Source organism: Paenibacillus sp. PDC88, from assembly GCF_900106725.1.
In the GTDB taxonomy this organism is placed as follows: domain Bacteria; phylum Bacillota; class Bacilli; order Paenibacillales; family Paenibacillaceae; genus Paenibacillus; species Paenibacillus shunpengii.
The window spans coordinates 183191-203003 of the sequence record NZ_FNNT01000006.1; the positions used below are offsets into that span (position 1 = coordinate 183191).

20 protein-coding genes, 1 pseudogene and 1 riboswitch are annotated in these 19813 nt (G+C 47.1%); of the genes and pseudogenes, 11 read left to right on the top strand and 10 right to left on the bottom strand.

Features of this window, described 5'->3' with window-relative positions; translation table 11 throughout:
• Window positions 1-37: 37 nt before the first annotated feature.
• The gene (locus BLW49_RS18760; protein ID WP_076312054.1) at window positions 38-1867 is read left to right on the top strand and encodes a 5'-nucleotidase C-terminal domain-containing protein; all 1830 of its coding nucleotides are present in this window, start codon (window positions 38-40) and stop codon (window positions 1865-1867) included.
• A gap of 441 nt (window positions 1868-2308) precedes the next feature.
• Here BLW49_RS18760 and BLW49_RS18765 read toward each other — a convergent pair whose 3' ends face one another.
• Window positions 2309-4060 carry a proline--tRNA ligase gene (locus BLW49_RS18765; RefSeq protein WP_090726146.1) on the bottom strand — a complete coding sequence of 584 codons (1752 nt, stop codon included), beginning with the start codon at window positions 4058-4060 and terminating at the stop codon, window positions 2309-2311.
• A 485-nt stretch (window positions 4061-4545) separates the two neighbouring features.
• Between BLW49_RS18765 and BLW49_RS18775 the strand changes: the two genes are divergently transcribed.
• On the top strand, window positions 4546-5220 hold the full coding sequence (locus BLW49_RS18775; protein ID WP_076312057.1) for a 3'-5' exonuclease: 675 nt from the start codon (window positions 4546-4548) through the stop codon (window positions 5218-5220).
• A gap of 11 nt (window positions 5221-5231) precedes the next feature.
• Here BLW49_RS18775 and BLW49_RS18780 read toward each other — a convergent pair whose 3' ends face one another.
• The 3 genes from BLW49_RS18780 to BLW49_RS28865 all read right to left on the bottom strand — a co-directional run bounded on the left by BLW49_RS18780 (window position 5232) and on the right by BLW49_RS28865 (window position 7586).
• Window positions 5232-6236, bottom strand: coding sequence for a helix-turn-helix transcriptional regulator (locus BLW49_RS18780; RefSeq protein ID WP_076312058.1), 1005 nt, complete (start codon window positions 6234-6236; stop codon window positions 5232-5234).
• Window positions 6237-6467: 231 nt separating this feature from the next.
• Entirely contained in the window at window positions 6468-7232 is a 765-nt protein-coding gene (locus tag BLW49_RS18785) for a hypothetical protein (protein ID WP_143042136.1), read from the bottom strand.
• Window positions 7233-7430: 198 nt separating this feature from the next.
• The gene (locus BLW49_RS28865; protein ID WP_177178792.1) at window positions 7431-7586 is read right to left on the bottom strand and encodes a hypothetical protein; all 156 of its coding nucleotides are present in this window, start codon (window positions 7584-7586) and stop codon (window positions 7431-7433) included.
• Window positions 7587-7883: 297 nt separating this feature from the next.
• On the opposite strand from BLW49_RS28865, the gene BLW49_RS18790 reads away from it, so the two are divergent.
• The 7 genes from BLW49_RS18790 (at window position 7884) to BLW49_RS18820 (ending at window position 13710) form a co-directional block, all read left to right on the top strand.
• Window positions 7884-8324 carry an MreC domain-containing protein gene (locus tag BLW49_RS18790; RefSeq protein WP_090726151.1) on the top strand — a complete coding sequence of 147 codons (441 nt, stop codon included), beginning with the start codon at window positions 7884-7886 and terminating at the stop codon, window positions 8322-8324.
• A gap of 63 nt (window positions 8325-8387) precedes the next feature.
• The gene (locus BLW49_RS18795) at window positions 8388-9092 is read left to right on the top strand and encodes an AIM24 family protein (protein WP_090726154.1); all 705 of its coding nucleotides are present in this window, start codon (window positions 8388-8390) and stop codon (window positions 9090-9092) included.
• A gap of 118 nt (window positions 9093-9210) precedes the next feature.
• Window positions 9211-9254, top strand: a riboswitch (PreQ1 riboswitch).
• Between the two features lie 250 nt (window positions 9255-9504).
• Window positions 9505-10167 (top strand): 7-cyano-7-deazaguanine synthase QueC, encoded by a 663-nt coding sequence (queC, locus tag BLW49_RS18800; protein ID WP_076312061.1) that lies wholly within the window; start codon window positions 9505-9507, stop codon window positions 10165-10167.
• Window positions 10167-10661: a 6-carboxytetrahydropterin synthase QueD gene (gene queD, locus BLW49_RS18805; RefSeq protein WP_047912229.1), complete on the top strand. Its 495-nt coding sequence runs from the start codon at window positions 10167-10169 to the stop codon at window positions 10659-10661. Before queC ends, queD begins: the two co-directional genes overlap by 1 nt.
• Window positions 10654-11433, top strand: coding sequence for a 7-carboxy-7-deazaguanine synthase QueE (gene queE / locus BLW49_RS18810; RefSeq protein ID WP_076312062.1), 780 nt, complete (start codon window positions 10654-10656; stop codon window positions 11431-11433). The genes queD and queE overlap by 8 nt, the downstream gene beginning before the upstream one ends.
• A 291-nt stretch (window positions 11434-11724) precedes the next feature.
• Window positions 11725-12222 (top strand): preQ(1) synthase, encoded by a 498-nt coding sequence (gene queF / locus BLW49_RS18815; protein WP_090726156.1) that lies wholly within the window; start codon window positions 11725-11727, stop codon window positions 12220-12222.
• A gap of 219 nt (window positions 12223-12441) precedes the next feature.
• Window positions 12442-13710 (top strand): MFS transporter, encoded by a 1269-nt coding sequence (locus BLW49_RS18820; protein ID WP_090726158.1) that lies wholly within the window; start codon window positions 12442-12444, stop codon window positions 13708-13710.
• Between the two features lie 104 nt (window positions 13711-13814).
• Here the strand turns inward: BLW49_RS18820 and BLW49_RS28870 are convergent, their stop codons facing one another.
• From BLW49_RS28870 to BLW49_RS29515, 3 genes and pseudogenes are all read right to left on the bottom strand, one after another.
• Entirely contained in the window at window positions 13815-13991 is a 177-nt protein-coding gene (locus tag BLW49_RS28870) for a hypothetical protein (RefSeq protein ID WP_177178793.1), read from the bottom strand.
• Between the two features lie 82 nt (window positions 13992-14073).
• On the bottom strand, window positions 14074-14856 hold the full coding sequence (locus BLW49_RS18825; protein ID WP_090726160.1) for a helix-turn-helix transcriptional regulator: 783 nt from the start codon (window positions 14854-14856) through the stop codon (window positions 14074-14076).
• A gap of 17 nt (window positions 14857-14873) precedes the next feature.
• Window positions 14874-15143 (bottom strand): annotated as a pseudogene (locus BLW49_RS29515) (AraC family transcriptional regulator ligand-binding domain-containing protein); the annotation flags it as partial.
• A 76-nt stretch (window positions 15144-15219) separates the two neighbouring features.
• Here BLW49_RS29515 and BLW49_RS18835 point away from each other — a divergent pair.
• Window positions 15220-15813 (top strand): NAD(P)H-dependent oxidoreductase, encoded by a 594-nt coding sequence (locus BLW49_RS18835; protein WP_076312063.1) that lies wholly within the window; start codon window positions 15220-15222, stop codon window positions 15811-15813.
• A 112-nt stretch (window positions 15814-15925) separates the two neighbouring features.
• Here the strand turns inward: BLW49_RS18835 and BLW49_RS18840 are convergent, their stop codons facing one another.
• On the bottom strand, window positions 15926-16885 hold the full coding sequence (locus BLW49_RS18840) for an EcsC family protein (RefSeq protein WP_090726388.1): 960 nt from the start codon (window positions 16883-16885) through the stop codon (window positions 15926-15928).
• Between the two features lie 187 nt (window positions 16886-17072).
• On the opposite strand from BLW49_RS18840, the gene hmpA reads away from it, so the two are divergent.
• Entirely contained in the window at window positions 17073-18278 is a 1206-nt protein-coding gene (gene hmpA, locus BLW49_RS18845) for an NO-inducible flavohemoprotein (protein WP_090726165.1), read from the top strand.
• Here hmpA and BLW49_RS18850 read toward each other — a convergent pair.
• Together BLW49_RS18850 and BLW49_RS18855 are read right to left on the bottom strand one after the other, a co-directional pair.
• Complete coding sequence (locus BLW49_RS18850) at window positions 18273-18794, bottom strand: Crp/Fnr family transcriptional regulator (protein ID WP_090726167.1); 522 nt, start codon at window positions 18792-18794, stop codon at window positions 18273-18275. The genes hmpA and BLW49_RS18850 overlap by 6 nt on opposite strands.
• Window positions 18795-18906: 112 nt before the next feature.
• A complete protein-coding gene (locus BLW49_RS18855) occupies window positions 18907-19809 on the bottom strand; it encodes an S-layer homology domain-containing protein (RefSeq protein ID WP_090726169.1) in 903 nt (300 codons plus the stop codon).
• Window positions 19810-19813: the final 4 nt, after the last annotated feature.

Below are 19813 nucleotides of genomic sequence, written 5' to 3' on the forward strand. Positions count from 1 at the left end.
ATGTGCTTAAGTTAAAATTTGGGAGGGTTGGCCATCTATGTTTAAATGGAAAACAGCAATTTCTTCAGCTGCGGCTGCTGCACTATTATTTAGTTCTTTAGGACTTGCCAGCGCCGCTTCAGAAACAACAGGTTCTGTTTCTACTCCGAACAACAGCGGGACACACATTACACTATTACATACGAATGATTCACACGCCCGCGCAGTCGAGTCTTCACCGAATATGGGCTACGCCAAGGTAGCAGGGATTTTTGACAAATACCGTGCGGAGAACCCGAACACCCTGTTTCTCGATGCAGGGGACGCTGTACACGGGACGACCTTTGCTACACTGGTAAATGGAGAGAGTATTATAAAAGTCATGAACGAGATGGGCTATGATGCCTTCGTTCCCGGCAATCATGAATTCAATTATGGCTGGGAGCATCTCGTTACACTGACTGACAAGCTTAATTTCCCAACGATCAGTGCTAACGTAAGACTCAAAAGCGATGGGACAAGCCTGTACGAGCCTTATATTATTAAAGAAGTAGATGGAGTTAAGATCGGTATCATTGGATTAACAACGCCAGAGACAGCTTATAAGACGAACCCTAAGAACGTAGATGACATCGATTTTACCGATCCTTCGGATGAAGCTCAAAAATATGTAGATGAAATCCGCGATGAAGTAGATGTTGTCGTTATGCTCGCCCATATCGGTCAAGATGATTCAGATATGGACAACACCTTTGACATTCTGGACGAAGTCGACGGCATTGATATCTATATCGACGGACACAGCCATACGGTGCTGGAGGACGGATTCGTTGCTGACAATGGTACACTCGTTGCAAGCGCCGGCGAATATACGAATTATGTCGGTGTGGTTGATCTATGGGTAGATGAAGGCAAAGTCGTCTCCAAGAAAGCAACCTTGATTGATGAGACCGAAGCTGCAGGCATCGCTCCTAACGAGAAAGTAGCTGCTCTTGTGGCTTCTGTTACAGAAGAACAAGCGCCAATTCTGGATGAAGTCGTTGCTACGATCTCCACAGATCTGGAAGGTACACGCGAGAAGGTTCGTGCAGGCGAGACGAATCTGGGTGATCTGATCGCAGATGCACTTCGGGAAGTATCTGGTGCTGATATTGCCCTTACCAATGGCGGTGGAATTCGTGCTTCGATTGAGAAGGGTGAGGTAACCAAAGGAGAGGTTATCACGGTTCTTCCATTTGGTAATCAGATCGTTACTTTGAATGTTAAAGGTGAAGACGTCATTGCTGCCTTAGAGAACGGAGTAAAAAGCTATCCTGAAGCGAGCGGCGGATTCCCGCAAATCTCCGGTTTCAGCTTTAAGATTGATCCAGCCAAGGAGCCAGGAAGCCGCGTGCATTCCGTAATGGTAGGCAACGAGCCTATTGATCCTGAAGCTACTTACACACTGGCAACGAATGATTTCACTGCTATCGGCGGTGACGAATATGAAATGTTTACCAAGTATGCTCAAGCCGGTATGTACGGCTCCCTGGACGAAGCATTGATTACACATCTGCAGAAGCTGGGAAGTGCGGCTGTAACGACAGACGGACGTATCGCAGAAGCCGCAGCTCCTACAGTAACCACTCCTGTAGAAGAGACACCGGCTCCAGAAGCACCAGTGGAAGAAGAACAACCAGATACAACGACCAAACCAACGAAACCAACGAAACCAACAACACCTTCTGTCGAGAAACCAAAGGTATATGTCGTTAAATCTGGTGATACACTCTACTCGATCTCGAAGAAACACGGTACAACCTGGCAAACGATCCAAAAGCTCAACAAGATTAAAAATGCTCACTGGATTTATCCAGGTCAAACATTAAAATTACCTTCTGCTTCTTAAAAACGCACTATCTATAGATCAAAAGTCGTATGATATGGACTGGGCTTCTAAATAAATTCTAAAAATATTCAAAAAACTATTAATATCCTTAACAAGAATCCGATATTATAGTTATATAGTAATTATTTAGGAGTGAATCGAGTGTGACATATGTAATAATTTACGTACAGAATAGGTACTAAGTCACACTAACCTATGAATGATCTTTATAGCAAACCCACGAGATAAGTAAGACGAAGAATATCATATGACGACATTAGATTTTGATCTAAGCTTGATGCCATTCAAGAAAAGTCCTGAACTCAAGGTTCAGGACTTTTCTCTGTTTCCAGCCATTTAATGTCAGCTATCAGAAAATGATAGATTGCCTCTATACCAAGGTTAGGATATATGGCAGGGTCAAATCTTGCAGAATCGAATATATTATATTATCCATTTTGACTATCTCAAATAGGGTATAAGATGCAGCTTCGCCAGATCAATAATTTCCGCTAGAGAACAGCTGGACGCAAGACTTCCTTCAGGCTTCGCTTCGGTATACAGCTTGCATTCCACTCGCCCGTCGGCAGCCTCTCTTCCTACAATAATTCTCAGCGGTATCCCGAACAAATCAGCATCCTTGAATTTGACTCCCGGCCGTTCATCGCGATCATCGACCAGGATTTCGAGTCCCAGCTGAGACAAGGCTTTCTCCATCTCGTTAGCAAGCTCCATCTGAACCGAATCCTTGCTTGATACAGGAATAATATGCACATGATACGGGGCAATCGATGCAGGCCAGTGCATCATACCGTCCTCGGCATATTGCTCTGCCACAGCTCCCACTAAACGCGACACTCCAATTCCGTAGCATCCCATGATCGGCACCTGCGGCTGCCCTTGCTGATCGAGGACAGAAGCTCCCATTGCATCGCTATATTTTGTACCCAATTTGAATATATGCCCTACTTCAATCCCTCGCTCGAAGGACAGCGCTGTACCGCATGAGGGACAAGTATCACCGCTGGCTGCATTTCTCACATCATGAACTTCATCCCAAGTGAAATCCAGTCCAGGCACGGACTGAACGTAATGATAGTCCTGCTCTCCAGCGCCAGTAACACTCGTCGTCATCTTCGCGACCGCGTGGTCAGCAATGACTGTCATCGAAAGATCATATGGACCCAGATATCCAACAGGCAGATTTAGCTCTCTGCTCATTTCTTCCGGCATGAGTTCAAGGGTGTGTGCTCCAAGCACCTTCTGCAGTTTAATCTCATTGACCTCATGATCGCCGCGAATAAGCACGGCTATAGGTCTGCCATCAGCCACATATAGCAAGGTCTTGATTACATCTTGAGCTGCCATTTTTAAAAAAAGTGTTAATTCGCTAATGGTCTTCACACCCGGTGTGTGTACCTTCACCTTAGCCGTAGTTCTATGCTGCTCCTGCTCGGCATCCAGAGCTTTGCTGTTATCCTGATTCGGACCGATTCCATACCGCGCCTTCTCCAGATTAGCAGCATAGTCGCAGTGGGTACAGAAAACAATGGTATCTTCACCGATGTCCGCAAGTGCCATATACTCATGGGTCTCACCACTGCCTCCAATCGTTCCGGCATCGGCTTCGACCTGCTTGAATCTCAGACCCAGGCGTGTGAATATGCGGGAGTAAGCTTCACTCATTGCTGTATAGGTCGTATCCAAATCCTCATATGTCGATGAGAACGAGTATGCATCCTTCATTATAAATTCCCGGCCGCGAAGCACACCAAATCGAGGTCTTCGCTCGTCCCGATATTTGGTACTGATCTGATAGAGTGTCACAGGCAGCTGGCGGTAGCTCTGCACATTATCACGTACAAGAGATGTAATGACTTCTTCGTGAGTTGGCCCCAGCGCAAAAGGACGTTCATGCCGATCTTGTAATCTCATCAGCTCTGGTCCATAATCGTCTGATCTCCCGGATTCGTCCCATAGCTCAAGCGGCTGCAAGGAAGGCAGCAAGGTCTCTTGTGCACCAATACGGTCCATTTCTTCACGAATAATTCGCTCAATCTTAAGAAGCACTCTTCTCCCCAGTGGTAAGAAGCTGTACACTCCAGAAGCCGTTTGTCGAATCATGCCTGAACGCAGCAGCAGTTTGTGACTACTGATCTCCGCTTCTGCAGGCGCTTCTCTTAAGGTTGGGGCGAGCAGCTGACTTTGTTTCATACTGGTAATCCTCCTTGTGTGTGTGCTAAAACGCAAAAAAGACACTCTCGTCAGGGACGAAAGTGTCGTGGTACCACCCTAATTTTAATCTTGCTCGAACAAGCCGGGCATGCCCTTCCTTCAAAGCGAGATCCTCTGTTTTCGGCTTAACGTGCCGAGCTTCCGGCAAATGGATACAAACAAATAACCTATCCACATGCAGCTCCAAGGTAGGAGTATAAGAAGCTTGCCTGGAGATCTCTCAGCACTAACGGATCTCTTCTCTGACAGGAAGCTATTACCATATACCATGTCCTTGTTCATTGCTGTTCACATTTTACAGAGCAGAATAATAGATTTACTGATTATTGTCAATCCTTTTCCATATAACGTGCTCACTTCTATCATTCTAAACACCAAGTGGAAAGAAAATACGCTGACAGTCTTGCAGCTACCAGGTAATATAGTATACAGGCCTCATCTCAAGCAGAAAGGAGTTATTAATCATGTTAGATTATATTATTTATGATTTGGAATTTACCGTTAGTCGAAGCACACGCTACACTTCTGAAATTATTGATATCGGTGCAGTCAGGGTAGCTCCCGTGGGCGAAGAAGGCACACTGGCTGTAATGGATACATTCCACACGTATGTAAGACCATCTAATAAATCGGTGCTCTCTGCGGACACCATCCAGTTTACAGGCATTACACAAAAGGATATCGACGCAGCTCCGCTGTTCCCTGAAGCAGTAAAAGAGCTCATTAACTGGCTTCCTGAGTCCTACTATCTATGCTCATGGGGTCCGGATGATAAGAGCAAATTCGTCTCCCATTGCCGTACACACCAAATGAAGGTCAACTGGATCATGAATCATAACGATGTACAGAAACAAATCTCGCGAATCCTTCGCAAAGAAGGCGGTCCACGTCAGCTTGGCCTTAGTCAGGCCCTAATGCTATGCGGCATCGAGTTTGATGGAACCCAGCACCGTGCACTGGATGACGCTCTGAATACAGCCAAAGTATTTATCCATCATTTCAACCAACTCAAGCTGGAGCAGAATAATGCAGCCGAAGAGGAAGGAACCAAATCCAAGCTCGTATATTCCAGCGGAGATGAAGACAAGCACAATCCATTTGGAGATCTGGCAAAATTGCTGGGATCGTCCGATTCGTGATATTCGTAATATTAAGCCTCTATACCACCCTCATTCTCATACAACGCCAGCCAAGTCTTGAGCCTCGCTCGCAACTCATTTCGATACTGCGGGGGCTCGAGAATTTCCGCATCTGATCCAAATTGGACAAGCCAGTCCATGAACTCCTTATGATCATTCAAGGTTACCTCAAGAAGCAGGCTTCCTCCTGGCTCCTCTATTAACACGGGTTGTACCAGCATCTCACTTCTTCTAACCCGATCTGCAGCATGCGCCTTAAATCGAACCTTGTATGTAGTGTGCTCGTGACCTTTATGTACAGACCATGTTTCTTTAAAAAACGATTGCAGCTCCGCTGTTTCGCGTCGAAATGTCTGTGTCATGATTTCTACCTCTCTGATACAGCTCATCCGGAGAGCTTCAACACGATTCGTTTGATGACAATGACCAATTACATAGAAATGATGCTCCTTCGGAAGCAGATAATAGGGATCAATTCTTAACCGATCGCCAGCTCCTCCATCCATATATCCCTCTGTTCCTTCAGCTGGTGAAGAGTACGCCACTTCCATCGTATTCTGATAGACAGAAGCTTGGATAATGGATACCAGTACCTTCTCATCCTGCTCAGTGTCATAACCAGCTCCCAGCTTCATAACCGCTGCAAATTGCTCTGCCCATTCTACTCGCTCATTGTTCTTCTTAAGGCTTGCAGCCATGACCTTCTCATAAGCACTTTCAAAAGCAGAGGGCAGGATCGGCTTAATCTGATCCATCTCCTCTGCTACTTTTGCAAAGGCTGCATCTTCTTCCTCTGTCCAGTTCAGCGGATAAAGTGCAAATCGGCTAATAAATTGATAGCCCCGGCCATGTCCCATATTCACAACCGGAATATGCATCGCACTTAGGGCATCCATATCTCTGTAAATTGTACGCTCCGTCGTCTCACAGCGTTCAGCAAGCTCTCTCGCCAAGATACCAGGCTTCGCTTGTACCAAGGTAATAATGCGCATTAATCGAATAAGTCGCTCTGTCATGCGTATCCTCCTGCAACGATAAACTCAACATATTAAAATGAACTCATGTTCTATAGCTATCTATCCATATAGTCCATTCTATCTAGTAAAATTCTTATCGTCATCCTTTCACATAGTACTTTAGACTTATATCGGTTATTACCCTTTATTTCATTATGTATAACTTCATACGATAATAAACGCTGCAGACAACGGATGATATCGTTCTAGACTGTTCGTCATCAAATCTCATTATTTGGCCTGCTTCTCCATAAAATCTTCCTCATCTTCTTCAAGATAATAGGTACCGGATGATTCTCTGACGGTGTCGCTATGCTCATCATTTAATTTCTCGTATGTCATTTGATAATATTCGCCTAACTGGATCAGGATCTGAGCTTCGCGGTAATATTCTAGATCTCCGGATCTTACAGCCATAATCAGCAGTTCATCCGTATGCCGCTTAATGATTTCGCAGCCTTCCTCTGTTCTTCCTCTTTCAAAAGCACGAAGTGCCTGCTTCATGATCCCCGTCGTCTCGCTCAGCTTTACATGTTTCTGAACTCTCAGATCGGGCTGCTTGTTCATAAGCCCCAAGTGAGCCGATATTTGTAAATAGATCTGCTCCCTTCGCAAGAGAACGCGCTGTTCCTGTTTCGTCTTGAAGGCACTCCAGTAGGCGGAGCACACTGACTTCTTACCGGCAGATTGTGAAGATACTGCCAGCTCAAGCAGTAATGTTTTGGTTTTTCCTTTATAAGCGCTTCCCATTTGCAAGACCCAGCCGGCATCCGTTTCCTTGGCTCTGGCTCCGTGTACTGCTTTAATAACAACTCCGTCTTCGGGCTTAAGCAGCAGCTCTACATCACGATATAAGAGCTTGGGCATGAGCTTGGATTGTCTCTTGGCAGGAGGACCGCTGCGCCACTCCATCAGCAGATATAGTGAGTTTTCTCCAGAGACAGAAATTACTTCACGATTCCAGGTACAAAATACGTCCAATATCGAACTCATCATTTCTCCTCCCCTGTAAGGCTTTTCTTAATACTAACAGTTCAAATCGACAACTGATTGTCACGGAACATATGTTCGGTACAAAATATTGCAAAAAAATGTGACTTTACGCGTTCCAGCTTTGCTCATTCGACTTAAAACGACAAAAAACCACCGATCTCAAAGGATCAGTGGTTATCGTGAGTGACTTCATATATGCGTTTAAACTGTTACTACATTATCCTCGGTATTCAATCGCTCGTTATCTATTGGAGCCAATGTATAGCCGTCGAATACATATCCGCTTCCTACTGGTTTTCCGTTTACTGTAATCATAATCGTCTTGTGTACTTCTTTTTCCATTTGATTGTTCATCATTGTTATCGTTCTCCTTCTATTATCCTTGCGTTCTCATTTGTTATATATGTTTATTCGCTTCGTATCCTAGGCAATTATGAAATGGACGGTGATGAGCTCTAAGTTCGTGTCGTTCCTTCTTCTACTTACCCTCTTATCCACAAGATTAAACAAGAACATTACAAACTTTTCATTAGCAAACAATGGTGAAATATGAAACAATTAATAAAATAATCTCGTATAAAAATAACAGATTTCGCTGAACTCACAACGGGTAACAACCACTTGTATGTATTCTCAAGATAAGGTGGTGATGGAATGAAAAATTCAGGAATCAAGCTGTCACTTCTCACTATGGTCCTATACAGTATCACTCTATTCATATCCGACGCCCGAACACATGCGGGATTCTGGGAGAATCTATATAACGGTTACGAGCAGTACTCTAAGCTCCCTGAGGAAGTCAATCAATTGCAGCAAAGCTATGAGCAAACGATGAATGAGCTGAACAGCGCCAAGCAAAACATGGAGGCCTTCCAGGAGAGAAACGAAGACCTGATTCAGCAGAATGAGGAGCTCATGAAGCAGAATGCCAATCTGAATCAGCTTGTTTCACAGATGCAGCAGGCCGAGGCTGACCGTAAGGCTGCGCAGCAGAAGGTCATCAATACGGCAATTGTGGGTGTCCTGCTCGTCATCGGGTATTTTGTGCTCATCCGAGTTATTCGGTTCCGAATGCGCAGAGCTTCAAGACACTAGATCCCGCCAGGATTACAATGCACATAGTGACAATCAATCGATTAGAGGAGATTATCTCGATCAATGCAAATCTCACAAAGTATGGATGCGCCGGGTATGTCCGGACAAGCAGCAACCTTTTCACTGACGGAGCAGGACAAGATTCATATCCTCCATCCTCAGCAAATCGTTGCCTATCGGGGGCCCTCAAGCGGTCGGAACGATCGTTTGACAAACATCCAGGGCATGTACCGCAAAAGAAAGCTGATCCGCTCTGAAATGAGCGGGCCTTGCCAGTTTGTATGTGCCCTCCCGCCTGGTATTACGATGAAAAGAATCGACCTGGAGGAGCACAGCGATCTGCTGTACGATTTTCGTCATTTACTATTTTATAGCGATGGAATTGAAATGCAGACCCGAATTCTCAAGCTGAAGAACATGCTCATTACCCGGGATGCGATCAAGATGAAATTTTCCGGAAAAGGTACGATCGGGATCCTGACCCAAGGACAGGTCTGTGAACAAGAGCTTCATCCAACCGCTCCATTATATGTGGATGCAGGCAGCATCATTGCCTATCCGGAGAATGCGAAGCTAGAGCTTACTGTGTACGGCAATCACCTTGCCAGTCAGCATATGAACTACCACTGGAAGATGACCGGTCACGGAACCGTTCTGTTCCAGGCCGGCCGGGAGAATCAGAAGCTGGAGAACGATATTAATGATGAAGGCTTCTTTAAGCGCTTGATGCGTGAAATGCTGCCCTTTGGCAATGTGTGGATCAAGTAAAATGTGGATAATGAAAAATAGCTTCTAATGTTCGGTTTTTCTGATATAATACTTACTGGAACTTTTGTTATGATTAGCTTATATGACAACTGAAAATTGAAATCCATGGATGAGATCCATGGGAGAGGTTCGCGAACTCCCTCTATAAAAAACTATACAGATTGTCAAAGATGAACTTTAAATTTACTGTCTGGGCCTGTAACCTGACTATGGCTGTAATACAGCTTGGTTAGAGTTACCTGGATTGTTTTTTTCTTATGCCTGTCATCTTGAAACGTCAATCTATATATGAGCCCTGCCCGTAGAGCAGAGGCCTGTTTTTTGTTGAACGAGTTAGGGAACCTCTCTTTTCTTCCTTTGAAGCGTACTGTATTTACGGCACGCAAATTCTAGAAGATGGAGAGGTTTTTTTATGTTTAAAAATGAAAAAGCAATCGTCGTATTCAGCGGCGGTCAAGATAGCACGACCTGCCTGTTCTGGGCGAAGAAGCATTTTGCTGAAGTGGAGGTCGTTACCTTTGACTACGGACAGCGGCACAAGCTGGAGATTGAGGTAGCTGCCGATATCGCCCGCGATCTTGATGTAGAGCAAACCGTTCTTGATATGAGCCTGTTGAACCAGCTCTCGCCGAACGCACTTACACGCAGCGACATTGAGATCACACAGGAAGAGGGACAGCTGCCGAGTACTTTTGTAGACGGCCGAAATCATCTCTTTCTAAGCTTCGCAGCAGTAATGGCCAAGCAAAAAGGCGCACGGCATATCATTACAGGCGTGTGCGAAACAGATTTCAGCGGATATCCGGATTGCCGTGATGTGTTCGTCAAATCGCTGAACGTCACGCTCAATCTGGCGATGGACTATGAGTTTGTCATTCATACGCCGCTCATGTGGCTGAACAAAGCCGAAACATGGGCGCTCTCGGATGAGCTGGGTGCATTTGATTATGTACGCGAGCGTACATTGACCTGCTACAACGGCATTAAAGGTGACGGCTGTGGAGAGTGTCCTGCCTGCAAGCTGCGCAAAGCAGGGCTTGATGAATATTTGACTGAACGAGGCGGTGCAAAGTGATGAGACCAGAACCCGGCACATTTCGGATTGTAGAACGGCTGCAGCGTATAGGTGAGGACATTCAGCAGGAGCAGCTCCGCTATCACCGGAAGCGGGTCCTTGTCAGCAAGGAGTTTACCTTTGACGCGGCGCATCATCTGCACTGCTATGAGGGTAAATGCAAGAATCTGCACGGCCATACCTACAAAGTCGTCTTCGGTATCAGTGGTATTCCTGGTGAGACGGGGATCACCGTGGACTTTGGAGATGTCAAAGAAATTTGGAAGACACAAATTGAAGGCTATCTCGATCATCAATATTTGAATGAAACACTGCCAGCGATGAATACAACGGCGGAAAATATGGTGGTCTGGATCTATGAACAAATGGAGGCTGCGCTGCAGAGTGAGCCTTATAAGACACAAATCGAAGGTGGACGGACCGAATTTGTGAGACTGTTTGAGACTCCAACCAGCTATGCGGAAGTCAGACGGGAGTGGATGCTTGATGAATAGCACAGATCTATCGACTGCTCCGTCCGAGCGAAAATCTCCCGCTCATCGTCCCATCCCTGTGCTCGAAATCTTTGGCCCTACCGTTCAAGGAGAAGGGATGGTCATTGGGCAGAAAACGATGTTCGTCAGAACGGCTGGCTGTGATTACCGCTGCTCATGGTGTGACTCGGCGTTTACCTGGGATGGCAGTGCCAAGGATCAGATTCGTCTGCTGAGCAGCGAGGACATCTGGAGTGAGCTTACCTCAATTGGCGGTGACCGTTTCTCCCACGTTACGATCTCCGGAGGGAATCCGGCCTTACTGCCTCAGATGGGAGAGCTCGTGAAGCTGCTGCAGGCTAGAGGCATTCGTACGGCCGTCGAGACTCAAGGCTCCAAATGGCAGGACTGGCTGATGGATATCAGTGAAGTCACACTATCTCCGAAGCCGCCAAGCTCAGGAATGACAACGGACTGGCAGAAGCTTGATGAGATCGTTCAGCGTCTGGCTAACCGGGCGAGTGACACAGCTTACAGCCTGAAAGTCGTCATTTTTGATGAGAAGGATCTGGAGTATGCACGTAAGGTGCATAAGCGCTACCCGGAAGTATCCATGTACTTGCAAACAGGCAACCCGGATGTTACCACTGGTGATGTGGAGAACCATGCCTCTTCCCTGCTGCATCGATATGAATGGCTGATCGACCGAACGATGGAGCTGCCTGATATGAATGAGGTGAGGGTGCTTCCACAGCTGCACACGCTAGTGTGGGGCAATAAGCGCGGAGTTTAGCGGAGCAATTTTCAGTATATGCAGTGAGGTTTTTGGATGAAGAACGACTTTTGACGCAGTCAACCGGAGTGATTCAGCCAAAAACCGAACGCTTTTACATCGGGCCTGCGAGCCGAATATCAGCGAGCAGTGCCCACCAGCACACAATAATAATGCGGAAGCAATTTTCAGTATATGCAGTGAGGTTTTTGGATGAAGAACGACTTTTGACGCAGTCAACCGGAGTGATTCAGCCAAAAACCGAACGCTTTTCCTCGATAAATTGTTCCGCACCCAAGGAGAATGATGACAATGGCCGGACGCCAATCCGATGAACTGCAGGATATTACCCTGCTTGGCAATCAAGGAACGAAATACAATTTTGAATATGACCCTGACATCCTGGAGACCTTCGATAACAAGCATCCTTACAGAGATTACTTCGTGAAATTCAACAGCCCGGAGTTCACGAGCTTGTGCCCGATTACCGGACAGCCTGACTTCGCGACCATCTATATCAGCTACATTCCAGACATCAAAATGGTCGAGAGCAAATCGCTGAAGCTGTATCTGTTCAGCTTCCGCAATCATGGAGATTTCCACGAGGACGTAGTCAACATTATCATGAATGATCTCATCAAGCTGATGGACCCGCGTTACATTGAAGTATGGGGTAAATTTACGCCAAGAGGCGGAATTTCCATTGATCCATACTGCAACTATGGCCGTCCGGGAACCAAGTATGAAGAGCTGGCTACGCAGCGCTTGTTCCAGCATGATATGTACCCGGAGAAAATCGATAACCGTTAATCGAGATTCCAAGCTAACAGGTGTATGGAGCCGTTTCACTTTGCAGTGAAGGGGCTCCTTTTGCTATTTACCGTTATTCCGCTATTGCAGGTTAAGTAATTTTTGCCATATGATGAGAGAATCTTCGTTGCTTACGGTTGTTCAGTTAACTATGCAGGGGATGATTGGCATCGATTACACCTTATCTTTTCTTCCCTGTACTTCAAAGGAGACCATCACATGTCACTCAATTCGTTAACAAAAGCCGGCGGTTCTGGCGCCCGGCTGCTGCCGCGTCCGGGCAGTGATCCGCAGACTACCATTTTCCCCATTCTGATTGCCATTGGTCTAGTGCATCTGCTCAATGATTCGGTGCAATCCGTCATTCCCGCGATCTTTCCGGTGCTGCAGGATAACATGGGGATCAGCTACAGTCAGATGGGATGGATCGCATTCGCCCTGAATATCACCGCTTCGATCATGCAGCCGGTCGTAGGTTATTTCTCCGATAAACGGCCAACGCCAGCACTGCTTCCGATCGGTATGGCGTTTACCTGCTCAGGCATGATCTTCCTTGCCTTTGCCAATAGTTATCTGGCCATCCTGCTGGCGGTGATTATGGTCGGATTAGGCTCGGCTGCCTTCCATCCTGAAGGCTCCAAGGTATCCCATATGGCGGCAGGCAATCGCCGCGGTTTGGCTCAATCTATCTTTCAGGTTGGAGGTAATGCAGGACAGTCGCTGGCACCGCTTCTAACCCGCTGGGTATTCATTCCTTTTGGACTCATGGGCTCACTTGGCTTCGCAGCCCTGGCAATGGTCGGAATTGCCGTTCAAATCTACATCGCGAGATGGTACGGAAGAACCCTTCGAAGCGCAGGATACGCCAAGAAAAAAGCAAACGCAGGTGTAATGAACCCTGCAGTAAAAAACAAAATTATGTATGCCTTTGTCGTACTCGTTCTGCTCGTATTTGTACGGTCCTGGTATATTTCATCGATCGGCAGCTACTATGCCTTCTTCCTGAAGGATACCTTTGCGCTTTCGACGGAAGATGCACAGATTTTTATTTTCTTGTTCCTGGGAGCAGGTGCAGTGGGTACCTTCCTGGGCGGACCGCTGGCGGACCGTTTTGGTAAACGTAATGTCATTTTGGCGTCTATGGCACTGGCCTCTCCGCTTGCACTGATTCTGCCTTATGCGAATCTGTTCTGGACAGGAGTACTGCTGACCATCATCGGATTCATCATGCTGTCCAGCTTCTCCGTAACCGTCGTCTATGCCCAAATGCTCGTGCCCGGCAAGATCGGTACCGTATCCGGCATGATCACAGGTCTTGCCTTTGGACTCGGGGGCCTTGGCTCATTGGTGCTTGGCAACTGGATCGACGCAGCAGGAATTAACACGGTGATGTTCGTCTGCAGCTTCATGCCGCTGCTGGGGGTACTCACCTTCCTATTGCCAACCGATAAACGTCTCGCCTCCTGGACGGAGCATACCGCTTCCTAAGGAAATACGTAGAATTGTACAGGTAACATAGAAAAGCGCTCGGGAATCATCCCGGGCGCTTTATTTCTGTCTGCAGCAACCACGCTGTAATATAAGAGGCTTGTTTATTGCTTAGGCCGCTTCTTTACTAGTAGTGATATAAGCAATTGCACGACGATATATATAATACCTATGATAATGAATGGAGCAGGGATACCTGCCGTCATCATAAAAAACACAATCACCAGTCCAATCAACGTATAAAAGAGACGTTTCCCCGTCCTTCGCCTAGTATTCTTCACTTCTGCACTCCCTTCACTTAAAAAGCGATATTACGTTAAGCCTTATAACGCTAATTGATCGCAAAGGTTGCACGAAAAAAAATTACTTCGCGCCAATTGTACGATATTGTCCTGGAGCGAGCCCTGTCCATTTTTTAAAAGCATGCTGAAACGCACTGTCCTCCGAAAAATGAAGCAAATAAGCAATGTCCGCAATGGACTGCTCCGGCTCCTTAAGATATCTAAGCGCAAGCTCCTTGCGAATATCATTGAGCAGCCTTGTGTATGTCGTATTCTCCTGCTGAAGCTTAGCCTGGAGCGTTCTCGTGCTCATATGAAAATACGCTGCAGCATCCGATATACTTGGCAGGCTGACCCTGAGCTGCTCCATGATCCACCTTGTGAGCTCATCCGTAAAATGACGGCCGGCCTTCAGCTTAAGGAGTACATCTGAAGTCCGTTCTTCAAACCATCCGGCAAGCCGGACATCGGCATAAAGCACCGGATACTCCAGTACTTTCTGAGGAAAATACAGACTTGTATGCTCCTTATTAAACTCGGGCTGCACACCCAGCACTTTCCTGTACTCATCTCCGCTGTCCGGTTCCGGATGCATGAGCGTTATCCTGCTGAACTCGATAGCTCTGCCGCTAAGCCGAATCATGATATGAACAAGCGAGCTCACCATATCGTCTACACAATGTCTTGATGGCGGATAAGACAGCTCTTCCAGCGATAAAGTGAGTACCGCCTCTGAACCCTGCCTAGAGAGCCGTATATCATAGCCGCTGCAGACCGTTGCATAATATCTTTGATAGGCGTGAATACATTCCCCAATGGTCCCCGAATGCACCATCGTATACCCCAGCACTCCAAGATCCGCCATCTCTCCATCTGAGAACCCTGGTGAAGTCCAAAATGCTCATCCTCCAGAAGCTCTGCCGCCGCACAAGCAAGCTTCACATGCTGCTCTGCCCCAATGCGGGCTTCCGGATCCTGCAGCAATCTGGGGTCCAGACCATTGTCCCGGCAAAAGGTGTCCACATCATAACCGGATAAAGAAACGCTCTTGATCATGGTATATAGCATCGTAATGGATATGCCGTAATCGACGATCTCCCCCACCTCCCTTAAAAAAGCAGAACAGAACATGAATTCTGCGTGATAGATCATAAGTATAAATTCAAACTTCCTATATGATGAGTAACGAAGAACATTTCACACGCATCCATTAGGAGGATTAAATGATATGAGTAAATCTCAACTACCCGTAATTACGATTATACTAGGACATCCTGATCGTGACAGCTACTGCACCGCACTCGCTCAAGCTTATATGAAGGGAGCTAGAGAGCAAGGAGCAACCGTTCACTTGCTTGAGCTCGGCGAGCTGAGCTTCAACCCCAACCTCAAATACGGATACAGACAACGGACTGAGCTGGAGCCGGACCTGCTGTATGCTCAGGAGATGATCAAGCAATCGGATCACATTGTCCTGATCTATCCCCTCTGGTGGGGAAGCATGCCAGCGCTTCTCAAAGGCTTCTTTGATCGGATTCTTCTTCCCCACTATGCTTATCTGCAGCGTCCGAGCAGTCTGCTCTGGGATAAGCTTCTTACCGGCAAGACAGCCCACCTTATTGTCACGATGGACACTCCATCCTTGTATTATCGGCTCATATATGGAAGGGCAGGACACCGAGTGGTCACACAAGGTATATTCGGTTACTGCGGAATCAAGACACGAAAAATTACCGAAATCGGTCCGGTTAAAACATCGACAGACGTTAAGAAACAGCAGTGGCTGAGTAAAATCCACAAGCTTGGAGCCAAGCTGGCCTGACGTTACAGAAAAGTTATGCATCAAGCGATAGGATTGATTCGTATCCTGCTGTGGTTCCCATGCCGTTATCCACATGCCCATGCGGGGTTGCTGTATGACTGAGCGTAAGTCTCTACGCAAGCTCTGCCAATCGTTTGAGCAAGCGGCGTTTCTTATACAGCATTTTCCCTGCTTCAGACACATCGGACAGCGTTCCTTTGTTGCTGATGGACCCAAATATAATCCCTGCGATGGGAATCATCTGAAACAGCTGCTTCCAGCCAAGACTGTCCCGATACGTATTGACCACCTCGCGCCAGCCCTGGATCTGGGATATGACCTCAGCATTCGTATGCTCTTCATCGAAGGTAGCGAGTTCGGTTAGGATCGCTTTCTTTCCGACGATGTCGGCGGAAGAGAACTGAAGACATTTGAGTACAAATACTCGCTCCATGGGATCATTCGGATCATAGCCGTAACAGATGGCGATCTCTTGGAGCGTCTTGAGTGAATTGCCAAGAACCAGCGTCATGTCTGCAGCCATCGTAATAAATCCGCCGACCCCGGTAGCTGCGCCGCTTGCCGCTGCAAATTTCACGCGCTCCGAGATAATGTCATCTGCTACCTGGTCCATTACCAAGACAGGCAGGTGTGATACCTGTTCAAGTGAAATGGCAGAGGCCTCTTCATGGTCAGCATCCTTCTGCTTCTGGCCTTTGCCTGTTACACTCGCAGTGACGCTTGAAGCGGCTGTGCTCAGCTGTTTGAACAGCGTCTTCATACTGCCTTTCTTGTCTTCTTCCTTAGTGGAACCTTCCTTAGTGGAACCTTCCTGAGCTTCACCTTGCAGTATGTTATTAATCCGGCGAAGCACCGTTTTTGGGTTAACCAGAAATTTACCGCCATTCTGAATAAAAGCACCCATTTCATTCAGGACATCTCCCAGCTTGTCGCGAACAATCTTCGGCGTCAGCTTATCCAGCATCACAAAGGGCAGCCGGCCAAGCTTTTCCCAAAAAAAGATATCCTTCTGCTCGTTCTCCCATTTCTCTATGTCAGCCAGCTGGCTCTTCAATTCATCGGCATGTTCCATCTTCATTATAATGACGTTCTCCTTCTATTCATTTCTCTTAAATTTCACAACATGTATACGATTTAGAATGGAGAAAAGATGCATTTCTATTCTTCATTTCCTGTTCACATTAGGTGTGATCCAAATCACAATTCGTCCCTTATGTCTCTTCTATACTTGAACTAATTCAACAGAGGGGGCTTTATTTATGTTAAGTACTCAAGATATCAAAATCATTCAATCCACGGTTCCTGTGCTCGAAGTGCACGGCAATGAGATTACACGGCGGTTCTATAAGCTGTTGTTTGAACATCATCCCGAGCTGCTCCATATTTTCAATCATGCCAATCAGAGTCAAGGCAAGCAGCAAGCAGCACTAGCCGCGATGGTATACGCTGCTGCCAAATATATTGATCGACTTGAAACTGTACTGCCTGCTGTTACCCAAGTCGCCCATAAGCACCGCAGCCTCGGCGTAAAGCCGGAGCACTATCCGATTGTAGGCAAATATTTGCTGATGGCCATCAAGGATGTACTGGGTGAAGCCGCTACAGATGAGATTATTGAGGCGTGGGGGAATGCTTACCAGGTCATTGCCGACGTATTTATCCAAATGGAGGCCAAAATGTATGAGGAGGCTTCAGATCAGCCTGGAGGCTGGGAAGGCTTCCGTGCATTTGAGGTCGTAAAAACCGTGGACGAAAGTGACATTATCCGTTCCTTCTACTTACAGCCTGCAGATCAATCGCCGCTCGCTCCGTTCAATCCTGGGCAATACATTAGTGTGAAAGTTGAAATTCCAGGTGATTCATATACCCATATTCGTCAGTACAGCTTGTCGGGCGCTCCCGGTCTGCCGCATTACCGGATCAGTGTCAAGAAAGAGACCGCCAGAGGGGATTCACCTGCGGGCAGAGTATCCAGCTATCTCCATGATCAGATTTACGCAGGCGACACCCTATTGCTGTCAGCACCTGCAGGAGACTTCAAGCTTGAGATCCAGGATGATCGTCCGCTTGTGCTCATCGGAGGAGGCATCGGCATCACTCCCCTCATCAGCATGCTTCAGTCTGAACTGGCCAGCGGCGCAGAACGTGACATTACGTTCATTCATGCAGCTCAGCACATGAAGGTCCAAGCCATGGGACCACAGCTCCGGCAACTGGAACAGGAGCATGACCGTCTGTCTGCTTATTTCTGTTACAGCGATCCTCAATCCGAAGATGAGGGCTACGACAGAGCAGGGAGAATCGATTCAGCCTGGCTTGCAGAGGTCGTTCAGACGACAGATGCTCATTTTTACTTCTGCGGACCGACCTTGTTCATGAAGAGTCTTCGGGGCATGCTGCTGGACTGGGGTGTACGGGAGCAGGATTTGCATTATGAATTCTTCGGACCCAAAGAGCAGCTATAAGTCCGGCTCCTGCACTTCCGATGTACCTGCTCTCAGCAAACGGTTAACTGTCTCTCTTCGGAGACCAATCAGCTGTCCGATCTCGGATTGGGTGAGCACATCGGTCATTTTCTCTGGAGCGAGGTAACCTTCCAGCCATCCCTGAAGCCGGCGAAGTCGTTCTGCGGGACTGGTCTCTGTCATTTGATCCATTCTCTCCTGCATCATTCTAACCTTATTTTGCAGCAGAAGTGCGATATCCCGATACTTCGCGGGCTGCTCCGACAAAGCATGGTACCATGCTGTGGAAGGGATCACTTCAATCTCACATGTAGTTAGAGCTATAGCCGTTCCGAAACAAGGACCCGGACTGATCAGGCTATGATGAGGAATGGTTTCTCCGGGTACGATGAGATTAACGAGATAGGCATTGCCATCCTCCTGAATTCGGACGATTTTTAGCAAGCCTTTATGAAGATGATACAGCGGCCCAGTATCTCCCTGACGAAAAAGAATCTCGCCTTTATGTAAAATCATGTTTTTCCTCCAGCTTTCTATAATACATTTGAGTGATGATACTGATTCATCTTAACAAAAAAGAAGCCCGGAATACATTCCGAGGCTTCCTTTATATTCAGAAACATTTTTATTAAAAAGGCTCTACGAGCGGCGTATATCCGGATGGGATATTGGTTTCCGCTGTACGCTCCGTAATGACCTGTGGATACATCTTGTCCGGGTCAGGCTGGATAATCTGATATTTAATTATCGCTTTGCCATCCTTCCCAAGCTCTACCTTCTTGATCTCAAGTCCATAGCCCGGATTTGGCAGCTCCAAGCTGAGCTTGACCTTAATCGTCTTCTCATCTACGGTTTGGGAAGTCACTTCAGGTACATAAGCCTGCTGGCCGCTCCCCGGAATATCCGTACCTGGTTGTTCCTCAGAACCCCCGCCGTTTCCATAACGATCTACAACCTCTAGTGCGTTAAATACCATTTCCGCTGCCTCCATTCGGGTCAGCTCTTCATCCGGTCTGAATTCATCCTTATCGTTCAAACTGACGATATTCATGTTCAGCAAGGTTTGAATTGAGCTCTCATATTCCTTGTTGATCTTGTCACCATCGGCAATAAAGTTGTAACGAAGAATCGCAGGATAGGTTCCTGTCGTATTCAGCCCTTCATACAGCAGCTGGGCAAACACTTCTCTCGTCAAGCTGTTACTCGCATCGAATTGTTCAGGAACGGACAGACCGTGTGCTTTGGCAGCATTCACTGCTCCATCATACCAGCGTACGGCTTCAGCATTTGCTTCATCTTTCAAGTCATAAGCATTTACGATCATTTGAATACCCTGCGCCTCAGTCAACCGCTGCTCTGGATGAAACAGCTGGCTCGTCACTCCGCTCACAATCCCTTTGCTTCTCAGTGAATCCAACAGACTTAGCTGCTCCTTCGAGCTGACATCATCAAATGCATAAGCGGACGCTCCGCCCAGTGCCATCGCGATACTCATTGCAGCTACAGATGCTTTAATCGTTCTACGCTTCATTAGT

Excerpts from the sequence above, each read along its gene's own strand:
- BLW49_RS18760 (WP_076312054.1), top strand. The coding sequence starts at position 38 with ATGTTTAAATGGAAAACAGCAATTTCTTCAGCTGCGGCTGCTGCACTA.
- BLW49_RS18765 (WP_090726146.1), bottom strand. The coding sequence starts at position 4,060 with ATGAAACAAAGTCAGCTGCTCGCCCCAACCTTAAGAGAAGCGCCTGCA.
- BLW49_RS18775 (WP_076312057.1), top strand. The coding sequence starts at position 4,546 with ATGTTAGATTATATTATTTATGATTTGGAATTTACCGTTAGTCGAAGC.
- BLW49_RS18780 (WP_076312058.1), bottom strand. The coding sequence starts at position 6,236 with ATGACAGAGCGACTTATTCGATTAATGCGCATTATTACCTTGGTACAA.
- BLW49_RS18785 (WP_143042136.1), bottom strand. The coding sequence starts at position 7,232 with ATGATGAGTTCGATATTGGACGTATTTTGTACCTGGAATCGTGAAGTA.
- BLW49_RS28865 (WP_177178792.1), bottom strand. The coding sequence starts at position 7,586 with ATGATGAACAATCAAATGGAAAAAGAAGTACACAAGACGATTATGATT.
- BLW49_RS18790 (WP_090726151.1), top strand. The coding sequence starts at position 7,884 with ATGAAAAATTCAGGAATCAAGCTGTCACTTCTCACTATGGTCCTATAC.
- BLW49_RS18795 (WP_090726154.1), top strand. The coding sequence starts at position 8,388 with ATGCAAATCTCACAAAGTATGGATGCGCCGGGTATGTCCGGACAAGCA.
- queC (WP_076312061.1), top strand. The coding sequence starts at position 9,505 with ATGTTTAAAAATGAAAAAGCAATCGTCGTATTCAGCGGCGGTCAAGAT.
- queD (WP_047912229.1), top strand. The coding sequence starts at position 10,167 with ATGAGACCAGAACCCGGCACATTTCGGATTGTAGAACGGCTGCAGCGT.
- queE (WP_076312062.1), top strand. The coding sequence starts at position 10,654 with ATGAATAGCACAGATCTATCGACTGCTCCGTCCGAGCGAAAATCTCCC.
- queF (WP_090726156.1), top strand. The coding sequence starts at position 11,725 with ATGGCCGGACGCCAATCCGATGAACTGCAGGATATTACCCTGCTTGGC.
- BLW49_RS18820 (WP_090726158.1), top strand. The coding sequence starts at position 12,442 with ATGTCACTCAATTCGTTAACAAAAGCCGGCGGTTCTGGCGCCCGGCTG.
- BLW49_RS18825 (WP_090726160.1), bottom strand. The coding sequence starts at position 14,856 with ATGGCGGATCTTGGAGTGCTGGGGTATACGATGGTGCATTCGGGGACC.
- BLW49_RS18835 (WP_076312063.1), top strand. The coding sequence starts at position 15,220 with ATGAGTAAATCTCAACTACCCGTAATTACGATTATACTAGGACATCCT.
- BLW49_RS18840 (WP_090726388.1), bottom strand. The coding sequence starts at position 16,885 with ATGGAACATGCCGATGAATTGAAGAGCCAGCTGGCTGACATAGAGAAA.
- hmpA (WP_090726165.1), top strand. The coding sequence starts at position 17,073 with ATGTTAAGTACTCAAGATATCAAAATCATTCAATCCACGGTTCCTGTG.
- BLW49_RS18850 (WP_090726167.1), bottom strand. The coding sequence starts at position 18,794 with ATGATTTTACATAAAGGCGAGATTCTTTTTCGTCAGGGAGATACTGGG.
- BLW49_RS18855 (WP_090726169.1), bottom strand. The coding sequence starts at position 19,809 with ATGAAGCGTAGAACGATTAAAGCATCTGTAGCTGCAATGAGTATCGCG.